The 20,360-nt window shown below is 72.8% G+C and carries 16 protein-coding genes and 1 pseudogene; 5 read left to right on the forward strand and 12 right to left on the reverse strand.

The features are described from left to right. The first annotated feature begins 153 nt into the window (after nucleotides 1-153). Both AB0K60_RS30095 and AB0K60_RS30100 read left to right on the forward strand, forming a co-directional pair. The gene (locus AB0K60_RS30095) at nucleotides 154-357 is read left to right on the forward strand and encodes a ribbon-helix-helix protein, CopG family (protein ID WP_364062593.1); all 204 of its coding nucleotides are present in this window, start codon (nucleotides 154-156) and stop codon (nucleotides 355-357) included. A gap of 2 nt (nucleotides 358-359) precedes the next feature. Continuing rightward, nucleotides 360-743 carry a type II toxin-antitoxin system death-on-curing family toxin gene (locus tag AB0K60_RS30100; RefSeq protein WP_364062596.1) on the forward strand — a complete coding sequence of 128 codons (384 nt, stop codon included), beginning with the start codon at nucleotides 360-362 and terminating at the stop codon, nucleotides 741-743. Between the two features lie 32 nt (nucleotides 744-775). On the opposite strand, the gene AB0K60_RS30105 is transcribed toward AB0K60_RS30100, so the two are convergent. The 5 genes from AB0K60_RS30105 to AB0K60_RS30125 all read right to left on the reverse strand — a co-directional run bounded on the left by AB0K60_RS30105 (nucleotide 776) and on the right by AB0K60_RS30125 (nucleotide 7,445). After that, a complete protein-coding gene (locus tag AB0K60_RS30105; RefSeq protein ID WP_364062599.1) occupies nucleotides 776-1,657 on the reverse strand; it encodes an SDR family NAD(P)-dependent oxidoreductase in 882 nt (293 codons plus the stop codon). A gap of 131 nt (nucleotides 1,658-1,788) precedes the next feature. Next, nucleotides 1,789-2,367, reverse strand: a complete 579-nt coding sequence (locus tag AB0K60_RS30110; RefSeq protein ID WP_364062602.1) for a helix-turn-helix domain-containing protein — start codon at nucleotides 2,365-2,367, stop codon at nucleotides 1,789-1,791. A gap of 281 nt (nucleotides 2,368-2,648) precedes the next feature. Further along, entirely contained in the window at nucleotides 2,649-5,891 is a 3,243-nt protein-coding gene (locus AB0K60_RS30115) for a heavy metal translocating P-type ATPase (RefSeq protein ID WP_364062605.1), read from the reverse strand. 244 nt (nucleotides 5,892-6,135) lie between these two features. Then, nucleotides 6,136-7,227: an NAD(P)/FAD-dependent oxidoreductase gene (locus AB0K60_RS30120; protein WP_364062608.1), complete on the reverse strand. Its 1,092-nt coding sequence runs from the start codon at nucleotides 7,225-7,227 to the stop codon at nucleotides 6,136-6,138. Next, nucleotides 7,224-7,445: a cation transporter gene (locus tag AB0K60_RS30125; protein WP_364062611.1), complete on the reverse strand. Its 222-nt coding sequence runs from the start codon at nucleotides 7,443-7,445 to the stop codon at nucleotides 7,224-7,226. The genes AB0K60_RS30120 and AB0K60_RS30125 overlap by 4 nt, the downstream gene beginning before the upstream one ends. Nucleotides 7,446-7,663: 218 nt before the next feature. Here AB0K60_RS30125 and AB0K60_RS30130 point away from each other — a divergent pair, with 218 nt between their 5' ends. Together AB0K60_RS30130 and AB0K60_RS30135 are read left to right on the forward strand one after the other, a co-directional pair. Continuing rightward, nucleotides 7,664-10,378, forward strand: coding sequence for an AAA family ATPase (locus tag AB0K60_RS30130; protein ID WP_364062614.1), 2,715 nt, complete (start codon nucleotides 7,664-7,666; stop codon nucleotides 10,376-10,378). Between the two features lie 123 nt (nucleotides 10,379-10,501). Further along, nucleotides 10,502-10,975 (forward strand): hypothetical protein, encoded by a 474-nt coding sequence (locus AB0K60_RS30135; protein WP_364062617.1) that lies wholly within the window; start codon nucleotides 10,502-10,504, stop codon nucleotides 10,973-10,975. A gap of 39 nt (nucleotides 10,976-11,014) precedes the next feature. Here the strand turns inward: AB0K60_RS30135 and AB0K60_RS30140 are convergent, their stop codons facing one another. Genes AB0K60_RS30140 through AB0K60_RS30150 form a run of 3 tightly spaced genes read right to left on the reverse strand, consistent with a single transcriptional unit; the run spans nucleotide 11,015 to nucleotide 14,822 of the window. Continuing rightward, the gene (locus AB0K60_RS30140; protein WP_364062619.1) at nucleotides 11,015-13,330 is read right to left on the reverse strand and encodes a xanthine dehydrogenase family protein molybdopterin-binding subunit; all 2,316 of its coding nucleotides are present in this window, start codon (nucleotides 13,328-13,330) and stop codon (nucleotides 11,015-11,017) included. Continuing rightward, nucleotides 13,330-14,313: a xanthine dehydrogenase family protein subunit M gene (locus tag AB0K60_RS30145; RefSeq protein ID WP_364062622.1), complete on the reverse strand. Its 984-nt coding sequence runs from the start codon at nucleotides 14,311-14,313 to the stop codon at nucleotides 13,330-13,332. The genes AB0K60_RS30140 and AB0K60_RS30145 overlap by 1 nt, the downstream gene beginning before the upstream one ends. Further along, entirely contained in the window at nucleotides 14,310-14,822 is a 513-nt protein-coding gene (locus AB0K60_RS30150) for a 2Fe-2S iron-sulfur cluster-binding protein (RefSeq protein WP_364062640.1), read from the reverse strand. The genes AB0K60_RS30145 and AB0K60_RS30150 overlap by 4 nt, the downstream gene beginning before the upstream one ends. Nucleotides 14,823-15,124: 302 nt before the next feature. On the opposite strand from AB0K60_RS30150, the gene AB0K60_RS30155 reads away from it, so the two are divergent. Further along, the gene (locus AB0K60_RS30155; RefSeq protein ID WP_364062625.1) at nucleotides 15,125-15,985 is read left to right on the forward strand and encodes a helix-turn-helix transcriptional regulator; all 861 of its coding nucleotides are present in this window, start codon (nucleotides 15,125-15,127) and stop codon (nucleotides 15,983-15,985) included. Between the two features lie 21 nt (nucleotides 15,986-16,006). Here AB0K60_RS30155 and AB0K60_RS30160 read toward each other — a convergent pair whose 3' ends face one another. From AB0K60_RS30160 to AB0K60_RS30175, 4 genes and pseudogenes are all read right to left on the reverse strand, one after another. Then, nucleotides 16,007-16,705 carry a DUF47 family protein gene (locus AB0K60_RS30160; protein ID WP_364062628.1) on the reverse strand — a complete coding sequence of 233 codons (699 nt, stop codon included), beginning with the start codon at nucleotides 16,703-16,705 and terminating at the stop codon, nucleotides 16,007-16,009. Next, nucleotides 16,702-17,682: an inorganic phosphate transporter gene (locus AB0K60_RS30165; protein ID WP_364062631.1), complete on the reverse strand. Its 981-nt coding sequence runs from the start codon at nucleotides 17,680-17,682 to the stop codon at nucleotides 16,702-16,704. Before AB0K60_RS30165 ends, AB0K60_RS30160 begins: the two co-directional genes overlap by 4 nt. 306 nt (nucleotides 17,683-17,988) lie before the next feature. Continuing rightward, on the reverse strand, nucleotides 17,989-19,194 hold the full coding sequence (gene hppD / locus AB0K60_RS30170) for a 4-hydroxyphenylpyruvate dioxygenase (protein ID WP_364062634.1): 1,206 nt from the start codon (nucleotides 19,192-19,194) through the stop codon (nucleotides 17,989-17,991). A 279-nt stretch (nucleotides 19,195-19,473) separates the two neighbouring features. Continuing rightward, nucleotides 19,474-20,256, reverse strand: a pseudogene (locus AB0K60_RS30175) (mycofactocin-coupled SDR family oxidoreductase); the annotation flags it as partial. Nucleotides 20,257-20,360 lie beyond the last annotated feature (104 nt).

A 20,360-nucleotide genomic window follows, 5' to 3' on the forward strand; every position in this document is an offset into this window, starting at 1 on the left:
ATGCAAGAGGACCAGTGCGTCAGTTGAGGGCGGACGGGTACAGGCGCTCCAGTCGGTCCGCGTGGACGGCGGAGCAGGTTGGGGACGGCGATGAGAGTAGAACCAAAACTGGTATCATTGGCAGTATCAGACGTCTGTACGGCAGGAGTCGAAATGGCTTTCGCAGCACGCCTTCCCGAGGATCTGGATGCCTGGCTCGACGAGCTGGCCGCCGCTGAGCACCAGTCCAAGAACGCCATCTTGATCACCGCGTTGGAGGAGTACCGCCAGCGCCGGGAACTCGCGCATGTGCTGAAACTGGCCGACGAGACCGCCAACGACCATCGAAGCCTTCTCGACCGCCTCGGCGACGCCTGACCATGCGCTACCTGACCCCGGAGGAGATAATCGCCATCGGACGCCGCCTCGTGGGCGACGATCTCACGGTGCGCGATTTCGGCCTTGTCGCGTCGGCCGCAGCCCGGCCCGCTGTGACGGACTTCGGCATGGATCCCTACCCAACCCTGATCGAAAAGGCGGCCGCCCTGCTGCACTCCCTCACCACCTCGCATCCGTTCACCGATGGGAACAAACGGGTGGCGTTCGCCACGACCGACGTCTTCCTCAAACTTAACGGCGCTCGATTCGACCCTGCGGCCGAGGACGAACTGTTCACCACCGTCCTGGACATCGCCACGCATGTCCTCGACGATGTTCCGTCGATCGTCAAACGCATCGAGCCCCTGATCCAACCCACGGGGTAAGACGTCCGCGCGCCGCTGTGAGTGTCCGCGGGTCAGGCGTCTACGAGTGGCGCGAGGCGTTCGCTGAGTTTGCGTACGGCCTCGGCCATGCGCGAGTCGGTGCTGGAGTTGTAGGGCTCCACGGAGCGGCATTCGGGGTCGATGAGCAGGCCGGTCTGCTCGGTGAGTGAGGCGTCGAGGGCGGCGAAGATCGACGACTGGGCCGCCACGGGGACGGGGGTGGCGGCGCGTCGTTCGAACGTGCGACGCACCAGCGGCCACAGTAGGCGGAGGCCGGGGGTGACGATCTTGGGTACTCGTCCGCTGCCGTTGTTCATCTCGGTGGTGGCGCCGCCGGGGTCGGCCGCGAAGACCGAGACGCCGGTGCCCTGGAGTCGTTTCGCCAGGTCCATGGTGTACGCCAGGTTGGCGAGCTTGGCCCTGCCGTACCAGTGAAAGCCGTAGTAGCCGCCCGGCGGCTCGACGGCGTCGAAGGTGCGCTTGACGAATCGGGCGGCCGCCCCGGAGGTGACGTTGACGACGCGGCTCGGCGCGCCGGCCTTCAGTGCGTCCAGGAGGAGTTCGGTGAGCAGGTAGGGGGAGAGGTGGTTGAGCGCGAACGACGCCTCGATGCCGTCGACGGTGTGCTGTTTGTCGACGAACATGGCCCCGACGTTGTTCACCAGGAGGGTCAGCGGGCCCTCCGCCGCGAGCCGGGCGGCGAGCGTTCGCACGGTGCCGAGCGAGGCGAGGTCGGCCGCGACGAATCTCGTCTCGGGCTCGGCCGACACGGCGTTGATCTGCTCGACGGCGCGTGCGCCCCGCCCGGGGTCGCGGCCGACCACCGTCACCGCGTAACCGGCCGCCGCCAGCCCTTTCGCGGTCTCCAGGCCGATTCCTCCGGTTCCCGCCGTGACGACCGCACGCCTGCCCATGATCGGCTCCCTTCGTCGATCCGCCCACAAATCGGATACTTATCCGTTTCCAATTCGGGAGCATAGCATTAGCGGATACCTATCCGGTTAGCTCGGCGTGGGACGGCCCGCCGACGACGCCCGCTCCGCCGTCAGTCGTGCGGGCGCAGGCCCTGGATGAGGATGTCGAGATACATTTCGGCGTTCTTGGCGTCGTTGTCGCCGATGCGGACCGCGTGCCCGACGCCGCAGAGCAGGCGGCGGATGTCGTCCATGCCGACGTCGGCGCGCAGCACACCGCCGTCGCGGGCCCGGTCCAGCAGGGCCGCGAGCGTACGCGTCACCTCGGCCCACGTCGCCGAGACCTCCGCGTCGCCGTCACCGGAGGATTGGAACGCGACCGCGATCCCCTCGTCCGCCAGCATGTAGCGCAGCGAGGAGCGCATCGCCCGGTGCAGCCCGGCGCGCACGTCCTCGTCGGCGGCGGCGGCCAGCAGTTCGTCGGCGAGCCGACGGAAACGCTCGGCGGCCAGCGCCTTCAGCAACGCGTCCCGATTGGGGAAATGCCGATACACGGTGCCGACGCCCACTCCCGCGAGCCGGGCGATCGTGTTCAGCTGGAGCGACTCGTCACCCGCGGCGAGCAGTTCACGGGCGATGCTCAGCAACCGCGCCCGATTGCGCGCGGCGTCGGCGCGCAATGCCGTCGTCCGCTGCGCCTTCGGTGCCACGGCGCAAGTCTACGTCGGCCCGGCATCCGGCCCCGGCTCCAGGATCCCGGGCGGCCGGTCCCGGCGACGCGAAGAAGACCCCGGCGAGCGCGGCCAGGCCACACTCGCCGGGGTCTTTCGCACTCACCGGGGTCTTTCGCGCGGTCTGCCCGATCGGACCGGCGGCTCCTGTCAGGCGACCGCGCGGCGGCGGGTCATCAGGAGGCCGGTCACGGCGGTCGTCGACAGCCAGAGGGCGATCGTGACGAAGTGGATGGTGGTGGAGGCACCGGTCCTTTCGTTCAGGAGGCGGTGATGGTAAAGGGGGCGGTGATGACGCGGCCGTCGGCCAGTTGGAACTGGGCCCACAGGCGATAGGCGCCGGGGGTGTCGAAGCGGACGTGGAGGTCGAGTTCGGGGCCGAACTCCTGGCCGGGGAGGGCGAACACCGGCTCTCCCCGCTCATCGGACGACTCGGCGTGGGCGTGGGCGAAGGTGCCGCCGTCGGCGCGCATGATCACGACGTGGCCGGCGGCTCCGAGGTAGGGCTGCAGGTCGGCGATGGGGCGGCCGGTGGTCGCGTCGGTGAAGGCGAAGGAGAAGTCGCTGCGCTCACCCGCGTGGGCCTCGCCGTGCAGGGCGACCCGGACGCCGCCGACGACGACCTCGCGGGGGCCCGGCGTCACCGGGACAGAGGCGGGGGCGGGGGCGCCGACGATGGTGACGTCGTGCCGGTCGAGCACGTCGGTCATCTCGCCCAGCCGCCGGAACTCGGTGTGCAGTTGGTAGCGTCCCGCGCTGGGGAACACCGCACTCACCGCGTACTCGCCGGGGCGGCCGGTCGGCTCCGGGTGGATGTGGGCGAAGGTGCCCAGATCCTCGCGGGTGATGATCAGGTGCATCCACACCTGGTGGCTGCGGGTGATGTCCTCGACCGGCTGCCCGGTGGCGGAGTCGCGCACGGTGACCGTCAGGCGGGCCGACGCGCCGGGCCGTACGCCGGGGGGAAGGGCGAGGTCCACGTCGAGACCGGCGTCGTGCGTGCTCACCGGCTCGACCTCGGTGCGCTCCATGACGCTCATCGCCGGGCGCATCGGCATGCCCATGCCCTGGCTCCAGGCGAGCACCCCGTTCATGCCGCGCTGCGCGGCGTCGGTACGGCTCAACGCGGTCAGCCCGGCCCCGACCAGCAGCGCGACGGCCGCGATGGCGGTCAGGTACGTGTACTGGGCGGCCCTGGCGCGCAGCGGCGGCCGCAGGATCGCCGCCGCGCCGGACGGGCGGCGGAAGCCGCGCAGCCGCAGCGCGTTGCTGACCACGCTCACCGAGCTCATCGCCATGGCCGCGGCGGCGAGCACCGGGTCGAGCAGCAGCCCGTTCACCGGGTAGAGCACCCCGGCGGCCACCGGGATCAGCAGCACATTGTAGGCGAACGCCCAGCCGAGCCCCTGCTTGATCGTCGTGACCGTGCGGCGGGACAGCGCGATGGCCGAGACGATGCCACGCAGGTCGCCGCCGACGAGGGTGACGTCGGAGGCGGCGATCGCCACGTCGCTGCCGGTGCCGATCGCGATGCCGAGGTCGGCCTGGGCGAGCGCGGGCGCGTCGTTGACGCCGTCCCCGGCCATGGCCACGACCTGCCCGGCGCGCTGCAGCTCGGCGACGCGGTCGGCCTTGTCGGCGGGGAGCACGTCGGCGATCACGTCGTCGATGCCGACCTGGCGGGCGATCGCGGCGGCGGTGGCGGCGTTGTCGCCGGTGAGCATCCACACCCGCAGGCCCAGCGCCTTGAGCTGGGCGACGGCCTCGGCGGACTCCGGCTTGACCGTGTCGGCGACGGCGATGAGGGCGGCGGGCTCGCCGTCGACCGCCACGAAGATCGGCGTCCTGCCCGCCTCGGCCGCCGCCGCGCTCGCCGCTTCGAACGCCGAGACGTCGATCGCGGCGGCCTCCATCAGGGCGCGGTTGCCGGCCAGGATCCGGCGGCCGTCCGCGACGGCCTCGATGCCCTTGCCCGGGAGGGCGGCGAAGCGTTCGGCCCGGGGCACGTCGAGGGCGCGGTCGCGGGCGGCGGCCACCACGGCCTCCCCCAGCGGGTGCTCGCTGCCGAGCTCGGCGGCGGCGGCCAGCCGCAGCACGTCCTCCTCCCGCCAGTCGCCGCAGGTCGTCACGCCGGTGACGGCGGGCCTGCCGTGGGTGATCGTGCCGGTCTTGTCGAGCACGATCGTGGTCAGCCGCCGGGCCCGTTCCAGGGCCTCGCCGTCGCCGATGAGGATGCCGAGCTCGGCCGCCTTTCCGGTGCCGACCATGGTCGCGGTCGGGGTGGCCAGGCCCAGCGCGCACGGGCAGGCGATGATCAGTACGGCGATGGCGGTCCCGATGGCGAGCGTGAACCGGCCGGTGTCGGGGCCGAACAGCGCCCAGCCGGCGAACGTCAGCGCGGCGACGACGAGCACCGCGGGGACGAACCACGACGACACCCGGTCCACCATGCGCTGCATCGGCGCCTTCGCGCCCTGGGCGTCCTCGACGAGCCGGATGATCTGAGCCAGGGTGGTGTCCTGGCCGACGGCGCTCGCCCGCAGCACGATCGAGCCGGTGCGGTTCATCGTCGCGCCGATCACCGTGTCGCCGACGGTCTTGTCCACCGGCAGGCTCTCGCCGGTCAGCATGCTCTCGTCCACGCTGGTGGCGCCCTCGGTGACGACGCCGTCGACCGGCACCTTCTCGCCGGGCCGTACCCGGACCAGGTCGCCGACGACCACCTCGTCGAGCGGAACGTCCCGCTCGACCCCGTCGCGCAGCACCCGAGCGGTCTTCGGCCTCAGCCCGACCAGGGCCCTGATCGCCTCGGCCGTCCGGCCGCGGGCCTTGAGCTCCAGCCACCGGCCCATCAGCACGAGCGCGACGATGACCAGCGACGTCTCGAAGTAGACGTGCAGCGGCAGGCCCAGCCGCTCGGCGACGCCCGGCCAGAGCGTGACGAACGCGCTGTAGCCGTACGCCACACCGGTGCCGAGCGCCACCAGCGTGTTCATGTTCGTGGTGTGGTGGCGGGCGGCGGCGAGGGCTGCGCGGTAGAACGGAAGACCGGCCCAGAACTGCACGACGGTCGCGACCACCAGCAGGACCGGCATCAGCCAGTCCATCGTGTCCAGCGACAGCGGCAGGTACATCAGCACCATCAGCGACAGGCCGGCCGTCAGCGCGACCTGCCACTTGCGCTTCAGGTCCCGCAGCTCCGCGTCCCGCCGCGCGTCGCGGTCCTCGGCGGCGGTCTGCGACGGCGGGGGTTGCGACGTCGGCGTCGCGTCACCGTGGCGGACGGACCCGGTGTATCCGGCCGCCGACACGGCGGCGGTGAGCCGGTCCAGGTCGATCTGCTCGGGGTCGTAGCCGACGGTCGCGGTCTCGGTCGCCAGGTTGACCCGCGCCTCGGCCACGCCGTCGAGCCGGGTCAGCGCCTTCTCCACGCGGCGGACGCAGGCCGCGCAGGTCATGCCGCCGATGTCGAGGACGCAGGTGGTGAGGGTGGATGTCGTCATGGGGGGCTCCCTGATGTGCCGGTGGGGGTGCTCGATGGTGGGTGACGGCCGGCCGCTGAGCGCGGCGGCCGTTCGTGGGCTCACCTGAGCGGCTCCGGGTCACGGGCTGCGGTTTCGGGCTCGGTTCGATGCTGCCGGGCGGGCCTCCGCGTCACACCGGCGGTTTCACCGGGGTGGTCGCCGGGGTGACGCGCGGAGATCCCGCCGGGTGGTGATACCGGGGGGCTTACCTGGTGCGGCCGGGTCAGCCGACCCGCTCGACGCTCGGGTACGGCCCCGCCCCGGCGAATGCGGTGATCCGCTCGGCGAGGTAGGCGGCGTCGTGCTTGACGAACCCCAGCAGGGCCGACCCCCGGCTGTGCTGCCAGGGCAGGCCGAGGAAGTACAGGCCGGGGACGCCGGTCACGCCGCGCCGGTGCGCCGGGCGGCCGTCGGCGAGCGCGCCGTCCACGTCCAGCCACGAGTAATCGGGCCGGAAGCCCGTGGCCCACACGACGTTGCGGACCTGCAGGGTGCCGCCGTCCTCGAACCGGGCCTGCGTCCCCTCCGCGCCGACCAGCCGGGGCCGGAAGGCGACACCCGCCCGCCGCAGCGCCCGCCGGCTCGTGCCGATGAGCAGCTCGCCGCGGTCCCGCATGCGCCGGGCGAGCCGGGAGTCGGCCGGCTTGGTCACGACGCCGAGGCGGGTGAGCCACCAGAACAGGTCCACGCCGAGGGGGCGCTGCGGCAGCGTCGTCAGGGTGGACCCGATCGACAGGTGGACACTGCGGGTGGCGGCCAGTTCGGCGGCGATCTGCATGCCGGAGTTGCCGCCGCCCACGACCAGGACCGGGCCGTCGGGCAGGTCCGCCGGGCGGCGGTAGCCGGAGCTGTGGACCTGGGTGACGGCCGGGTCCAGCCGCCCGCCGACCGGCGGGATGAACGGCGTCTGGAACGGCCCGGTGGCCACGACGACCTGGCGGGCCCGGTAGGTCTCCCCGTCGCCGGTGACCAGCGCGAAGCCGTCGGCGGCGCGGCTCAGCCGTACGACGCGGGTGTTCAGCCGGACCGGCAGCTCGAACGCGGCGGCGTAGTCGCGCAGGTAGTCGGCGACCTCGTCCTTGTTCGGGTACCGGTCGGCCGGGCCGGGGAAGTCGAGGCCGGGCAGTGCGTCGTACCGGGCCGCGGTGAACAGCGTGAGGGAGTCCCAGCGGGAACGCCACACGTGCCCGATCTCGCTCCCGGCGTCGAGGACGAGGAAGCGCATGCCCTGCCGCTTCAGGTGCCAGGCCAGGGCGAGCCCCGCCTGACCGCCGCCGACGACGATCACATCCAGCGGGCCGTCGAAGACGGTCATGACACCACCTCGCAGCCGGCCTCGTACACGGCGGCGGCCAGCTCCGCGTGGTCCAGCGGCTTGTCGCTGGTCACGGTGACGGTGCCGGTCGCGAGATCGACGTCGACGTCGCCGACCCCGGCAAGCGCGCCGATCTCGTCGCTGACGGCCCGGACGCAGTGGCCGCACGACATGCCGTTCACACGAAATGAGGTGATGTGGGGAGAAATGCGAGTCATCGGGGACTCCTGATCCTCGGAAGCGGTCGTGACGCTTCGAGATTGCGGCCGGTCACCGCCCTCTCACACCGGGAGTTTCGCCGGGTCGTTCACCGGGGCCGAGCCGGGGACGGCACCCGGGCCCGGCGGACGTTCGTGGGCGTTCGCGGGTGCCGCATCGGCCGCCAAGCGCCGGGTCGAATACCCACATAGCCCCATAAACTGGCTAAACTTCCCGCGTGTTGCATGGCCGGACGTCGGAGCGTGCCGCCGTGACGACCCTGATCGACGAAGCGTGGGCCTCACGGGGCGGCGCGCTGGTGCTGCATGGGCAGCCCGGGGTCGGCAAGTCGGCGCTGCTCGCGGACGCGGTCGCGCGTGCCGAGGGCATGCAGGTGCTGCGGACGCAGGGCATCGAGTCGGAGTCGCCGCTGGCCTTCGCGGCGCTGCACCGGTTGCTGCGTCCGGCCCTTCGCCACGCCGGGCGGCTGCCCGCGCCGCAGGCGCGTGCGCTGCGGGTCGCGTTCGGCGAGGAGGAGGGGCCCGACGTCGACCGGTTTCTGGTGTGCCTGGCCGCGCTGAGCCTGCTGGCGGAGGCGGCCGAGCACGGTCCGGTGCTGGGCGTCATCGACGACGCGCACTGGCTCGACGACGCCTCGGCGGCGGTGCTGCTGTTCACGGCGCGGCGGCTGCAGGCGGAGCGGGTGGCGCTGCTGTTCGCCGCGCGGGACGGCGACGTGCGCCGGTTCGACGGCGGCGGGCTGCCCGAACTGGTGATCGGCGGGCTGGACCGGGACGCCGCGCGCACGCTGCTCGCCGAACGCGCCGGCGTACCCGTGGCCGCGGAGGTGTGCGACCGGCTGCTCGCCGACACCGGCGGCAACGCCCTCGCGCTCATCGAGCTGCCCGGCGTGTTGTCGGCGGCCCAGCTCGCCGGAGAGGTGCCGCTTCCGGCGCAGTTGCCGGTGACCGAGGGCGTGGAGCGGGCCTTCCTCGACCGGGCGCGGCGGCTTCCCGAGGCGGCGCAGACGCTGCTGCTCGTCGCCGCCGCCGACGACTCCGGACGTCTGGCGACGGTACGGCAGGCCGCCGCGGCCCTCGGCGCGGACGAGCGGGCGCTCGACGCGGTGGAGCGTTCCGGGTTGCTGCGGGTCCGCGGGGCCGAGCTGGAGCTGTGGCATCCGCTGGTGCGGTCGGCGGTGTACAACGCCGCCACCAGCGCGGAGCGGCGGCGGGCGCATCGCGCCCTCGCCGAGGCGATGACCGGACCGCAGGACGCCGACCGCCGCGCCTGGCACCACGCGGCTGCCGTGGAGGAGCCCGACGAGGTGGTGGTCGGCGAGCTGGAGCGGGCCGCCGAGCGGGCCAGGCGGCGCGGCGGTCACGAGGCGGCGTGCGCGGCGCTGGAACGGGCGGCCGAGCTGACGCCGCACGAGGAGCCGCGTGCCCGCATGCTGCAGGCCGCGGCGACCAGCGCGTGGCTGGCGGGGCAGCCCGCGCGGGCCCGCGCCCTGGCCGACGCCGCCCGGCCGTGCACCGCCGACCCCGTGCTGCTGTCGGACATCGACCGGCTGCGGGCGCGGGTGGAGTGGAACACCGGATCGGCGCGGCTCGGGCACCGCATGATGATGCAGGCGGCCCGGGAGGTGGCGGCGGCCGACCTCGGCCGCGCCCGCGAGATCGCGATGCTCGCCACCGCGCTCGCCTCGTTCGGCGCGGACTCCGGGGTGGACATCGATCCGGAGGAGTTCGCGGGGCCGTACCGGGAGGAGGATCCGCCGCTCGCCCGCTGCCTCAACGACCTGCTGGTCGGGTTCGCGTACCTGGTACGGGGGGATCGGGCGCGGGCGGCCCCGGTGCTGCGCCGGGCGTTCACCGTGCCCGACTCCGTCTCCGACACCGATCTGCGCTCCAACCTGGGCATCGCGGCGATCCATCTGGGCGACGACGCCGAGGTGCTGCGTCACCACGGCCTGCTGCTCGCGCACGCCCGCGACACCGGCGCCGCCGTCCTGGTGCTGTACGCGCTGACCCGCGGCGCCTTCGGCGAGATCGCGACCGGCCGCTGGTCGAGCGCGTGGGCCGGCCTGTCGGAGGCGCTGAACCTCGCCCGGGGAATGGACCGGCCGGGGCTCACCGGCATGCCGCTGGGCTGGCTGACGGTCCTGGCCGCGCACCGCGGCGAGGACGACTACGAGACGCTGCTGGCGGAGCTCACGCAGGTCGCCTCCGCCCATTCGACGGGCATCGGCGACGTCCTGATCCGGGACGCGATCCACTGGGCCAAGGGCGTGCACGCCGCCGCGCACCCCGCCTCGGCCTTCCATCACCTGGAGCAGATCGCCAACCCGGTGATGAGCCGCCTGGCGGCCCTCGACCGGCTGGAGGCGGCGTGCCACGACGACCGCCGGGACGCCGCCGAGACGTGGATCGCGGAACTGGACGCGTTCGCCGAGGCGACCGGGGCCGCGTGGGCGCTCGCCCTCGTCGCGCACGGCCGGGCCGTACTCGCGGACGGGGACGCCGCCCGCGGCCACTTCGAGCAGGCGCTGCGGCACCACGCCCGCTCGGCGCGGCGCTTCGACCGGGCCCGCACGGAGCTGGCCTACGGCGAGTTCCTGCGCCGCGCCCGCCGCCGCGTGGACGCCCGGACCCATCTGCGCGCGGCCTTGGAGATCTTCGAGGATCTGGGCACGCGCCCCTGGGCGGAGCGGGCCCGTCAGGAACTGCGCGCCTCCGGCGAGACGGCCCGCAGGCGCGACCCCTCCACGGTCCAGGACCTCACCCCGCAGGAGCTGCAGGTCGCGCGGTTCGTCGGGCAGGGGCTGTCCAACCGCGAGGTCGCGGCGCAGATGTTCCTCAGCCCGCGGACCATCGACTTCCACCTGCGCAATGTCTTCGCCAAGCTGGGCGTCGCCTCGCGTGCGGAACTGGCGCGTCTGTCCTTGGGCTGAGCCGGGCACCGCGGATCTCGGGCGTACGCGGGTCCATGCGCGAGGCCGTGACGAGTGACGGCCCGGCGGGTACCCGGCGATTTCGCCGGTGTGAGCCGGGTCGTCCCTCTCTAGCGTGACGGCATGCCCAACTGGACGACGCCGTGGAGAACCACCGGCGGCCCGCCCGATCCCGCCACCGGATGCACGGTGCTGGCCGCCAGGCTGTCGCTGCGGTCATACCGGGATTTTCCCCGTTTGCTGTGGTGGACCCTGCGTATCCGGCGTCGGCTCGCCCGGTTTCCCGGGCTCGTGGGTCACGCCTTCGGCGCCGATCTACGGGACGGAACCCTGTGGGTCGTCTCCGCCTGGGCCGATCGTGCCGAACTCGCCCGGTTCGACCGGACGGGCCCCCATCACGAGGCCAAGCGCCGGCTCCGCCCGGCGCTGCTGTCCTCGACGCTCGCGGTGTGGCGCTGCCGTCCGGACGAGCTTCCCGTGCCCTGGAGCGAGGTCCGCCGCAGAATCGCCCGGGCGGACCGGCGCGGCCACGACGGGCCCCCGGTGGCTTCGGTGTGGACGCGCGCCCGTACGACCAAGCCGCCGCCCGCCCGCTGAACGGCCCGGAATCCGGGGAGGATCCCGGGCCGCCCTGCGTCACAGCAGCTTGTCGGGTGTGATCGGGAGCTCGCGGACCCGCTTGCCGGTGGCGTTGAAGATCGCGTTGGCGATCGCGGCGCCGGTGCCGGTGATGCCGATCTCGCCGATGCCGATCGCGCCCATCGGGGTGTGCGGGTCGGGGATGTCGGTCCAGATCAGGTCGATCTCCGGCACGTCCAAATGCACGGGGATGTGATAGCCGGAGAAGCTCGGATTGATGATGCGGCCGGTGCGCTCGTCGAACAGGACCTCCTCGGTCAGCGCCAGGCCGATGCCCATGATGATGCCGCCGCGGAACTGGCTCGCCGCCGTCCTGGAATTGATGATGCGCCCGCAGTCCATCGAGCCGAGGAAGCGGACGACCCGGACCTCCCCGGTGACGGCGTTGACGCGGACCTCGCAGAACATCGCGCCGAAGCCGTGCATGGAGAAGTTCATCATCTCCGCGGGCGGCGGGGCCGCCGCCTCGGCGACGATCTGGTCGCGCCCGGCGCGGGCGAGGATGTCGGCGTAGGTCTCGTGCCGGTCCGGGTCGTCGAGGGCGGCGAGGCCGCCGTCCAGCGCGCCCACCTCGTCCGGGGTGAGACCCGCCAGGGGCGAGGCGTCGTCGTCGGCGAGTTTCATCAGCTCGGCGACGAGTTCCCGGTGGGCGGCGGCGACCGCCGCGCCGATCGAGGCGGTCTGCTGGGACCCGGCGGCCATCACCAGACCGGGCATGCGGGAGTCGCCGTACCGGAACTCAACCCGGTCCGGCTCCAGGCCCAGCCGGTCGGCGATCACCTGGGTCTGGGCGGTGGCGGTGCCCATGCCCATGTCGTGCGCGGCGACGTCCACCTCGGCCCGGCCGTCGCGCGTCAGCGTGATCCGCGCCGCCCCGCCCGGCATCCGGACATAGGGGTGGGAGGAGGCGGCGCAGCCCATGCCGATCAGCCATTCGCCGTCCCGCACCGCGCCCGGCACGGGGTTGCGGCGGGACCAGCCGAAGCGGTCGGCGCCCTCCCGCCACGCCTGGGCGAGGTGACGGGTGGAGAACGGGCGGCCGTCCATCGGATCCGTCTCGGGCTCGTTGCGCAGCCGCAGCTCGATCGGGTCCATGCCGAGGGCGACGGCGAGCTCGTCCACCGCGGATTCGAGCGCGAAGCTGCCGACGGCGGCGCCCGGAGCGCGCATGAACGTGTTCGCGACCATGTCCAGGCGGGCCACGTCGAAGCCGAGTTTGATGCTGCCGGCCCGGTACGCGTGCGGCGTCGATGCTATGAACGGCTCGGAGAGCGCGCTCGCCCTGGCGCTCGCGACCGTGCCGGTGTGGACGATGGCCGTGAAGCGGCCGTCGGCGTCGGCGCCGATCGCGACCCGCTGCTCGGTCATGGCGCGTCCGCCGACGATCCTGAAGACCGCCTCGCGGGTGAGCGCGAGCCGTACCGGGCGGCCGGCGAGCCGCGCCGCGGCGGCGGCCAGCGCCTGATGCTGCCACAGGCCCTTGCCGCCGAAGCCGCCCCCGACGTACGGGGAGGTGACCACGACCTGCTCCTCGGCGATGCCGAAGATGTGGGCGAGCGACCATGCGGTGTGCGCGACCGCCTGCGTGGCGTCGTGCACGATGAGCTCGTCGCCGTCCCATTTGAGCGTCGTGGCGTGCGGTTCCATCGCCGCGTGGTTCTGGTACGGCGTGCGGTAGATCGCGTCGACGGACACCGGAGCCGCCCGCAACGCGGCCTCGGCGTCCCCGACCTCCTGCGCGGCGGGATGCCCGAACAGCAGGCCGGGGGTGATCCCGTCGGCCACGGCCTGGTCCCAGGAGGTGGTGGCGGGCTCCTGTTCGTAGGTGACCCGGATGAGCGAGGCGGCGTGATCGGCCTGCTCCTGCGTCTGCGCCAGCACGACCGCGACCGGCTGGCCGTTCCAGTGGACGCGGTCGTCCTGCATGATCGGAAGGTCGTCGCCGCCGGCCGCCTTCGGGGCGGTCAGCATCCTGGGCATGGGGTTCATCCGCGGCGCGTTCTCGTGCGTCATCACCAGGACGACCCCCGGCGCGCTGCGTGCGTCGGCGACGTCCAGGCCGGTGATCCGGCCCTTGGCGATCGTGCTGTGCACGAGCGCGGCGTACACCATGTCCGGGTAGGCGAACTCGGCCGCGAAGGCCGCCTGTCCCCGCACCTTGGCGGGGCCGTCGAGGCGCGGCGCGGCGGCGCCGAAACGGCGCCCCTGTCCAGGGCGGGCCAAGGGGTCGGATGTGCCTGTCCCCCAGTCGCCGGGCGCCAGGCCGAGGGCCGCCCTCGGCGCGTCCTGTGTCGAAGGTCCGGCTGTGCTCATCAGGCGCCTCCTGCCAGTCGGCCGAGAACGGCGGTGATCGTACGGGTGGCCAGCTCGATCTTGAAGCCGTTGTCGCGCAGGGGGACGGCGTCGGCGAGTTCGGCCTGCGCCGCCGCGCGGAACGTCTCCTCGGCGGCGGGGGCGCCGACCAGCGCCTCCTCCGCCTTCCAGGCGCGCCAGGGCTTGGGCGCGACCCCGCCGAGCGCCAGCCGGGCCTCGGTGATCACGCCGTCCCGTACGGCGAGGACGGCGGCGACCGACACCAGCGCGAAGGCGTAGCTCGCGCGGTCGCGCACCTTCCGGTAGGCGGAGACGGTTCCCGGCGGCAGCGGCGGCAGCTCCACCGCGGTGATCAGCTCGCCGGGCTCAAGCTCGGTCTCGATCTCGGGGTGGTCGCCGGGCAGCCGGTGCAGGTCGGTGAGCGGCAGCGTCCGCGTTCCGCGCGCCCCGCGCAGGTGCACCACCGCGTCGAGCGCGGCGAGCGCCACGCACATGTCCGAGGGGTGCGTGGCGACGCAGGCCGGCGAGGCGCCGAGGATCGCGTGGCCGCGGTTGACGCCGTCCACCGCGTCACAGCCCTGGCCGGGGTGACGCTTGTTGCACCGCGCGCCTTCGGCGTCGTAGAAGTACGAGCACCGCGTCCGCTGCAGGATGTTTCCCCCGACGGTCGCCATGTTGCGGATCTGCGCCGATCCGCCCGACACGATCGCCCGCGACAGCACCGGGAAACGGGTGCGGACCGCGCGGTGCTCGGCCACCGCCGTGTTCCGGGCCGCCGCGCCGATCGACAGCCCGCCGTCCGCGCGCTCCTCGATCGACGACGACAGGCCGGTCACGTCCACCAGGGCGGCCGGGGCCTCGATCGACTCCCGCATGAGGTCGACCAGGTTCGTGCCGCCGCCCAGGTACGCGGCCTGCGGGGCCTCCCGGAGCCGGACGGCCTGCGCCGCGTCCGCGGCCCGCGCATAGGTGAACGGCCTCATCGGGCCGCCCCGTAGGTCGCGGTGATCGCGGCGACGATGCCGTTGTGGGCGCCGCACCTGCACAAATTGCCACTCATCCGCTCGCGCACCTCGTCATGGTCGAGCACGACCTCGTCGGCGGTCAGATCCTGCGACACGTAGCTCGGCACCCCGCGCGCGGCCTCCGCGGCCATGCCCACCGCCGAGCAGAGCTGCCCCGGGGTGCAGTAGCCGCACTGGAAGCCGTCGTTGTCGATGAACGCCTGCTGCAACGGGTGCGGCCCGTCCTCCCCGGCGAGGCCCTCCACGGTGGTGATCTCCCTGCCCGCGTACTGCACGGCCAGCGCCAGGCACGACAGGATCCGTTCCCCGTCGGCCAGCACGGTGCACGCGCCGCAGGCGCCCTGATTGCAGCCCTTCTTGGTGCCGGACATGCCGAGCGTCTCGCGCAGCATGTCCAGCAGCGACACACGGGGATCGACGGACGCCTTCACCTCGGCGCCGTTGATCCGCATCGCGACGTCTTCCACGTCCACAATCGCTTCCTCAATGTCGATATGGCCGGTACGGCCCTGGCCGACGAGTCCGCCGGGGGTATCGCACCGTCTCCCACACATCCGTCATGCCCGGCCGGACGGCTTCTGTCCGGCCCTGCGGGGGTTCGTGTCCGCGTCGCCGACCCCCGAACTCAATGACGTCGCCGGCCCCCGCGCTCAATGACGCTGTCTCGTCTCTTAGCCTGCCACCCGGGCCGGGCCCCCGGAAGCGGAGCGCCGATCGTGGGAGCGTCAGTCCCTGGATCGGCTCGCCGACCACGATGCAGGATGAGGGCATGCAACGTGACCAGCTCGCGGACTTCCTGCGGCGCCGTCGCGAGGCGATCCGCCCGGCGGAGGTGGGTCTCGCCGAGGGCCCGCGCCGCCGTATCGCCGGGCTGCGCCGGGAAGAGGTGGCGATGCTCGCGGGCATCTCCGTGGACTACGTCGTACGCCTGGAGCAGGGCCGCAGCACCCAGCCCTCGGCCCAGCTGCTCGGCTCGCTGGCCAGGGCGTTGCGCCTGTCGGACGACGAGCGCGCCCACCTGTTCCACCTGGCCGGGCACCAGCCGCCGCCCGCGGACGGACCGGCCAACATGGCCCGCGCCGGCCTGATTCACCTGCTCGACCTGCTGTGTGAGACCCCGGCCCTGGTCAGCTCCGACCTGGGCGAGGTCCTCGCCCAGAACCGGATGGCCGTCCTGCTGATGGGCGACCAGACCGGCTTCACCGGCGACCGGCGCTACATGGTCTACCGCTGGTTCACCGACCCCGCCGAACGCGCCGCCCACCCGCCGGAGGACCGGGAGGACTACGGCCGCTCCCTCGTGGCCGACCTGCGCGCGGTCGCCGGGCGCCGCGCCGACGACCCCGTCGTCGCCGGGCTCGTCGAACGGCTGCAGCGCGCCAGCGCCGACTTCCGCCGGCTGTGGGCCGAGCATGAGGTGGCGGTCCGGCGCGTCATCCACAAGACCGTGCTGCATCAGCGGGTGGGCCGGCTGGCGATGGAGTGCGAGACCCTCATGACCCCCGACCAGCGGCAGCATCTGGTGGTGCTGAACCCGGCGGACGCCGAGACCCGCGAGCGGCTGGACCTGCTGCGGGTGCTCGGCATCGAGGAGTTCCCCACGGGCACCACGGACACGACCGTACGCTGAACGGATCGGTGGTCGCGCAGGTCAGTGGCTGCGTTTGAGCATGGCGTCGGCGAGGGTGTCGGCGGCCTCGCGCAGGCGGCGGCCCACGGCGTCGAGGCGGGAGAGGAGTTCGCGTTCGCGCAGGAGGTCGGCGGTCACGGGGTCGGCGAGCAGGGTGGTGAGGCGGGACTGGTGGAGCTGGCGCAGGCGGGTGCAGGACTTGCGGGTGGCGAGGGCGGCCGTGGTCACCGTGGCGGGGGCATCGATCATCTTGCGGGCGGCCGATTCGAGTTTGTCGAGGCCGTCGATGAGGGCCTCGAGGGGCTCCACGGCGAAGGTGAGGTCGCGGGGGCCGAACAGGTCGGTCTCGCGCACGTAGTCGCGTAGGTGGTCGAGCACGTCGTCGACCGAGCGGGACAGGCGGTAGAGGTCCTCCCGGTCGATGGGGGTGACCAGGACGCGGCCGAGGGCGCGGACCAGGTTGGCGCGGGCGGCGTCCCCCTTGTGCTCGACCTCGGCCATCTCGGCCCGGGCCTGGGAGCGGTCCACGGCGTCGGCGGCGGTGGAGCGGGCGAGCTCGGCGCCGGAGCGGGCCAGGGCGATCTGGGCGCAGACGAGGCCGACGACCAGCCGGGCGGAGTGGCCGCGCAAATCGGCCCATGCCTGGGCGAGGCGGCGGACGCCTCCGCGGGTCCCCCGGCCGACCCTCCAGCGGACCCCCCGGCGGACACGGCGGGTCATCGCAGCCCCCCGGCGGCGCGGAGGGCGAGGCCCGCGAGGACGGCGAGGGTCATCGAGACGGGGAGGGTGACGAGCCAGGCGACGACGATGTTGGCGACGTGTTGCCAGCGGACGCGGGCGAGGCCCTCCCGGGCGGCGACCCCGACGACCCCGGCGGCGATCGACTGGGTGATGCTCACCGGGCAGCCGAGGGCGACGCTGCCGAGGACGGCGCCGGTGGCCGCCATCTCGGCGCAGACGATGTGCGGGGGGCGGGTGATGGCGAGGCCGCGGCCGAGGCGCTCGCCCACCCGGGTGAGGCTGGTCAGGGCTCCGGCGAAGAACAGGGCGGTGAGCGCGGCCATCCAGGGCGGCGGGACGTGGATCTCGCCGATGCCGCCCGGTCCCGCGGCGCTCGCGATCGCGACGCCGACGACCGCGATCATCTTCTGGCCGTCGTTGGCGGCGTAGGCGACGCTCTGCACGCCGTACGCGAGCACGTGGGCGGCCCGCACGAGACGGGGCATGCGGCGGTACGACGGGACGCGCTGGGACAGCGAGCCGAACAGGTAGCCGAGCAGCAGACCGGCGAACGGCGCGGCGACGCCGGCGGCGAGGACCACGCCCAGCCCGGCCCAGGACACCGGCAGTCCCGCGCCGAGGCCCACGCCGGTGATCGCGCCGATCAGGGCGAGGGTGAGGCTGGTCGGGAGGCCGCGGGCGGTCAGCACCGCGACCACGACCACGGCGATGACCACTCCGGCGAGGAACGTCGCCGCGCCGCCCGCCGCCCCGAACGCGACCAGGCGCTCGGTGAACGTGCGGGCGACGGCGATCCCCATCAGGTACGGCCCGGCGAACAGCACCGCCACCAGCAGCGAGGCGATCAGCCATCCCGGCACCGCGGGGAACCGGAGGCCAAGACCGATCAGGGTGGCCCCGTCGTTGGCGCCGCTGATCAGCACGAACGCGATGGCCGCCAACGCGAAGGCGGGCATCCACGCCATCACGTGGCGGGCCGGTACGCGCTCTGGGCGCTGGGTCTCCGGACGCGGATGCGGGTGCGGGTGCGCTGGGCTCGGGATCGGGGTCGGTCCTGCGGGCTCGGCTTGTCGGCGGGCGATGAACATGTGGCGGAATCAAGGGCGGTTCCGCCACGGCCGAATAAGCCAGAGAGCATATAAGTCCTCCTTGTCCAATACCTCCAGTCTTAAATGAACAAGAGATGAACCGTCAAGACTTTGTCTTGACATAAGCAGGACATATCAATATTAATCTGGTCATTTCCGCCGCACGGGTGGCGGTCAAAGATTCCCGCGCCGCGCCTGCTCGCGCTCGATCGCCTCGAACAGGGCCTGGAAATTACCCTTGCCGAATCCCAGTGAGCCGTGCCGTTCGATCAGCTCGAAGAAGACCGTGGGCCGGTCGCCGATCGGCTTGGTGAAGATCTGCAGCAGGTAGCCGTCCTCGTCGCGATCGACCAGGATGCCGCGCTTGTGCAGCTCCTCGATGGGGACGCGGACCTCCCCGATGCGCGCCCGCAGCGCGGGGTCCTCGTAGTAGGAGTCGGGCGTGCTGAGAAACTCGACGCCCTCCCGGCGCAGGCAGTCCACGGTCCGCAGGATGTCGCCGGTGGCGAGCGCGAGGTGCTGCACGCCCGGCCCCTGGTAGAAGTCGAGGTACTCGTCGATCTGGCTGCGTTTGCGCGCCACGGCCGGCTCGTTCAGCGGGAACTTGACGCGGTGGTTGCCGTTCGCCACCACCTTCGACATGAGCGCCGAGTACTCGGTCGCGATGCCGTCGCCGATGAACTCGGCGAGGTTGGTGAAGCCCATCACCCGGTTGTAGAAGCCCACCCACTCGTCCATCCGGCCGAGCTCGACGTTGCCCACGACGTGGTCGAGCGCCTGGAACAGCCGCTTCGGCGCGCCCGGCCGCCCGACGTACGACGAGGTCCGCGGCACGTACCCCGGCCGGTACGGCCCGGCGTACCGCGAGCGGTCCACCAGGCTGTGCCGGGTCTCCCCGTAGACGGCGATGGCGGCCAGCCGGAGCGTGCCGTACTCGTCGGTGACGTCGTGCGGCTCCTCCAGCACGGTCGCGCCCTGGCGGCGGGCGTGGGCGATGCACCGGTCGACGTCCGGCACCTCCAGGGCGATGTCGGCGACGCCGTCGCCGTGCCGCCGGTGGTGGTCGAGCAGCGGGCTGCCGGGCGCGACCCCGCCCTTCACCACGAACCGGACCGCGCCGCTGCGCAGCACGTACGCGTTGTGGTCGCGGTTGCCGGTCTCCGGGCCCGAGTACGCCACCAGTTCCATGCCGAAGGCGGACTGGAAGAAGTGGGCCGCCTGCGTGGCGTTCCCCACGATCCACTCGACCGCGTCCCAGCCGGTCACCGGGAACGGGTCGGCGGACTCGTCGTAGGACACCAGCCCCACCAACTGCCTCAACTGGTCGAAGTCGAGGTCGGCGAGCCGTTCCTGGTCGGTGAGAGTCTGCTCAAGGCTCATGGTCTCCTCCGTGGCCGCGTATCGCCGGGCGACGCCATTCGGCCGGTCGCTTGTGAACATGCGAACGCACGGTGCCCGGAGCGGACAACACGACCCCCGAACGGCTGATCGACCTGCACAATCTGTTCAGCCGAAGCGGCGAATCGCTGTACAGATTGTCCAGTCCCGTCGTTGTGCCGGTCGGCCCCCGCCGCTCCCCACCTCATACGCCGGGGGCCGCGTCATCAGCCCTACCCGCCGAGAGCCCGCGGTCACGTCACCAACGGTTACGTGCGGCGGCTACTTGAGCAGGACTCCGGCATCGACGGGCAGCGCCACGCCGGTGATATATCGCGCCTCGTCGGAGGCGAGGAACAGCAGCGCGTTGGTGATGTCCTCCGGCTCCACCCAGGGCACCGGCAGCGCGTTCATCGCCTGCGCCGCGACGGCGAAGTCCTCCACCGACGGATGCTCCAGGTCGGGGCGGAAGACCCGAAAGGTCGCCTCGTTCATGAGCATGGGCGTGTTGACCATGTTCGGATGCACGCTGTTGACGCGGATCCCGAACGGCGCCAGCTCCAAGGCGAGCGTGCGCGTCAGCCCGACCATGCCGTGCTTGGCCGCCGTGTAGTGCGCGAGGTACGGGTACGCGCGTAACCCGGCCCCCGAGGAGGTGAGCACGATCGAGCCGCCGCCGGACGCCTTCAGATGCGGCACGGCCGCCTTGACGGTGTGCCACGCGCCGGTCAGGTTGATGTCGATCACGTCCTTCCAGGCGGCCTCACTCAGCTCGTCCGCCGCCCCGAAGGACCCGATGCCGGCGTTGGCGGAGACGATGTCGAGCCGCCCCAACTCGGCCACGCCCCGATCCACCACGCTCCGCAGCGCCTCGAAGTCGCGGACGTCGGCCTCGGCCGCCACGATCCGGCGATCCAGCCCCTTGACCTGCCGGACCGTCTCGGCGAGGTCCTCCGGGGTGGCCGTGGAGTGACTCGCCGTGGCCACCTGGCGGCAGATGTCCACCGCGATGATGTCCGCGCCCTCCGCGGCGAGCCGCACGGCATGGCTGCGGCCCTGGCCTCGCGCCGCACCGGACCCTGCTGGTTAACTCGTCTCAGGCTGCGAGAGCGACTTCTGCCAGTTCGAGGCGGGCGAGGTGACTGGTCCGTGTCCGGTCGAGAGGGTGT

The organism is Thermopolyspora sp. NPDC052614, assembly GCF_040678635.1.
In the GTDB taxonomy this organism is placed as follows: domain Bacteria; phylum Actinomycetota; class Actinomycetes; order Streptosporangiales; family Streptosporangiaceae; genus Thermopolyspora.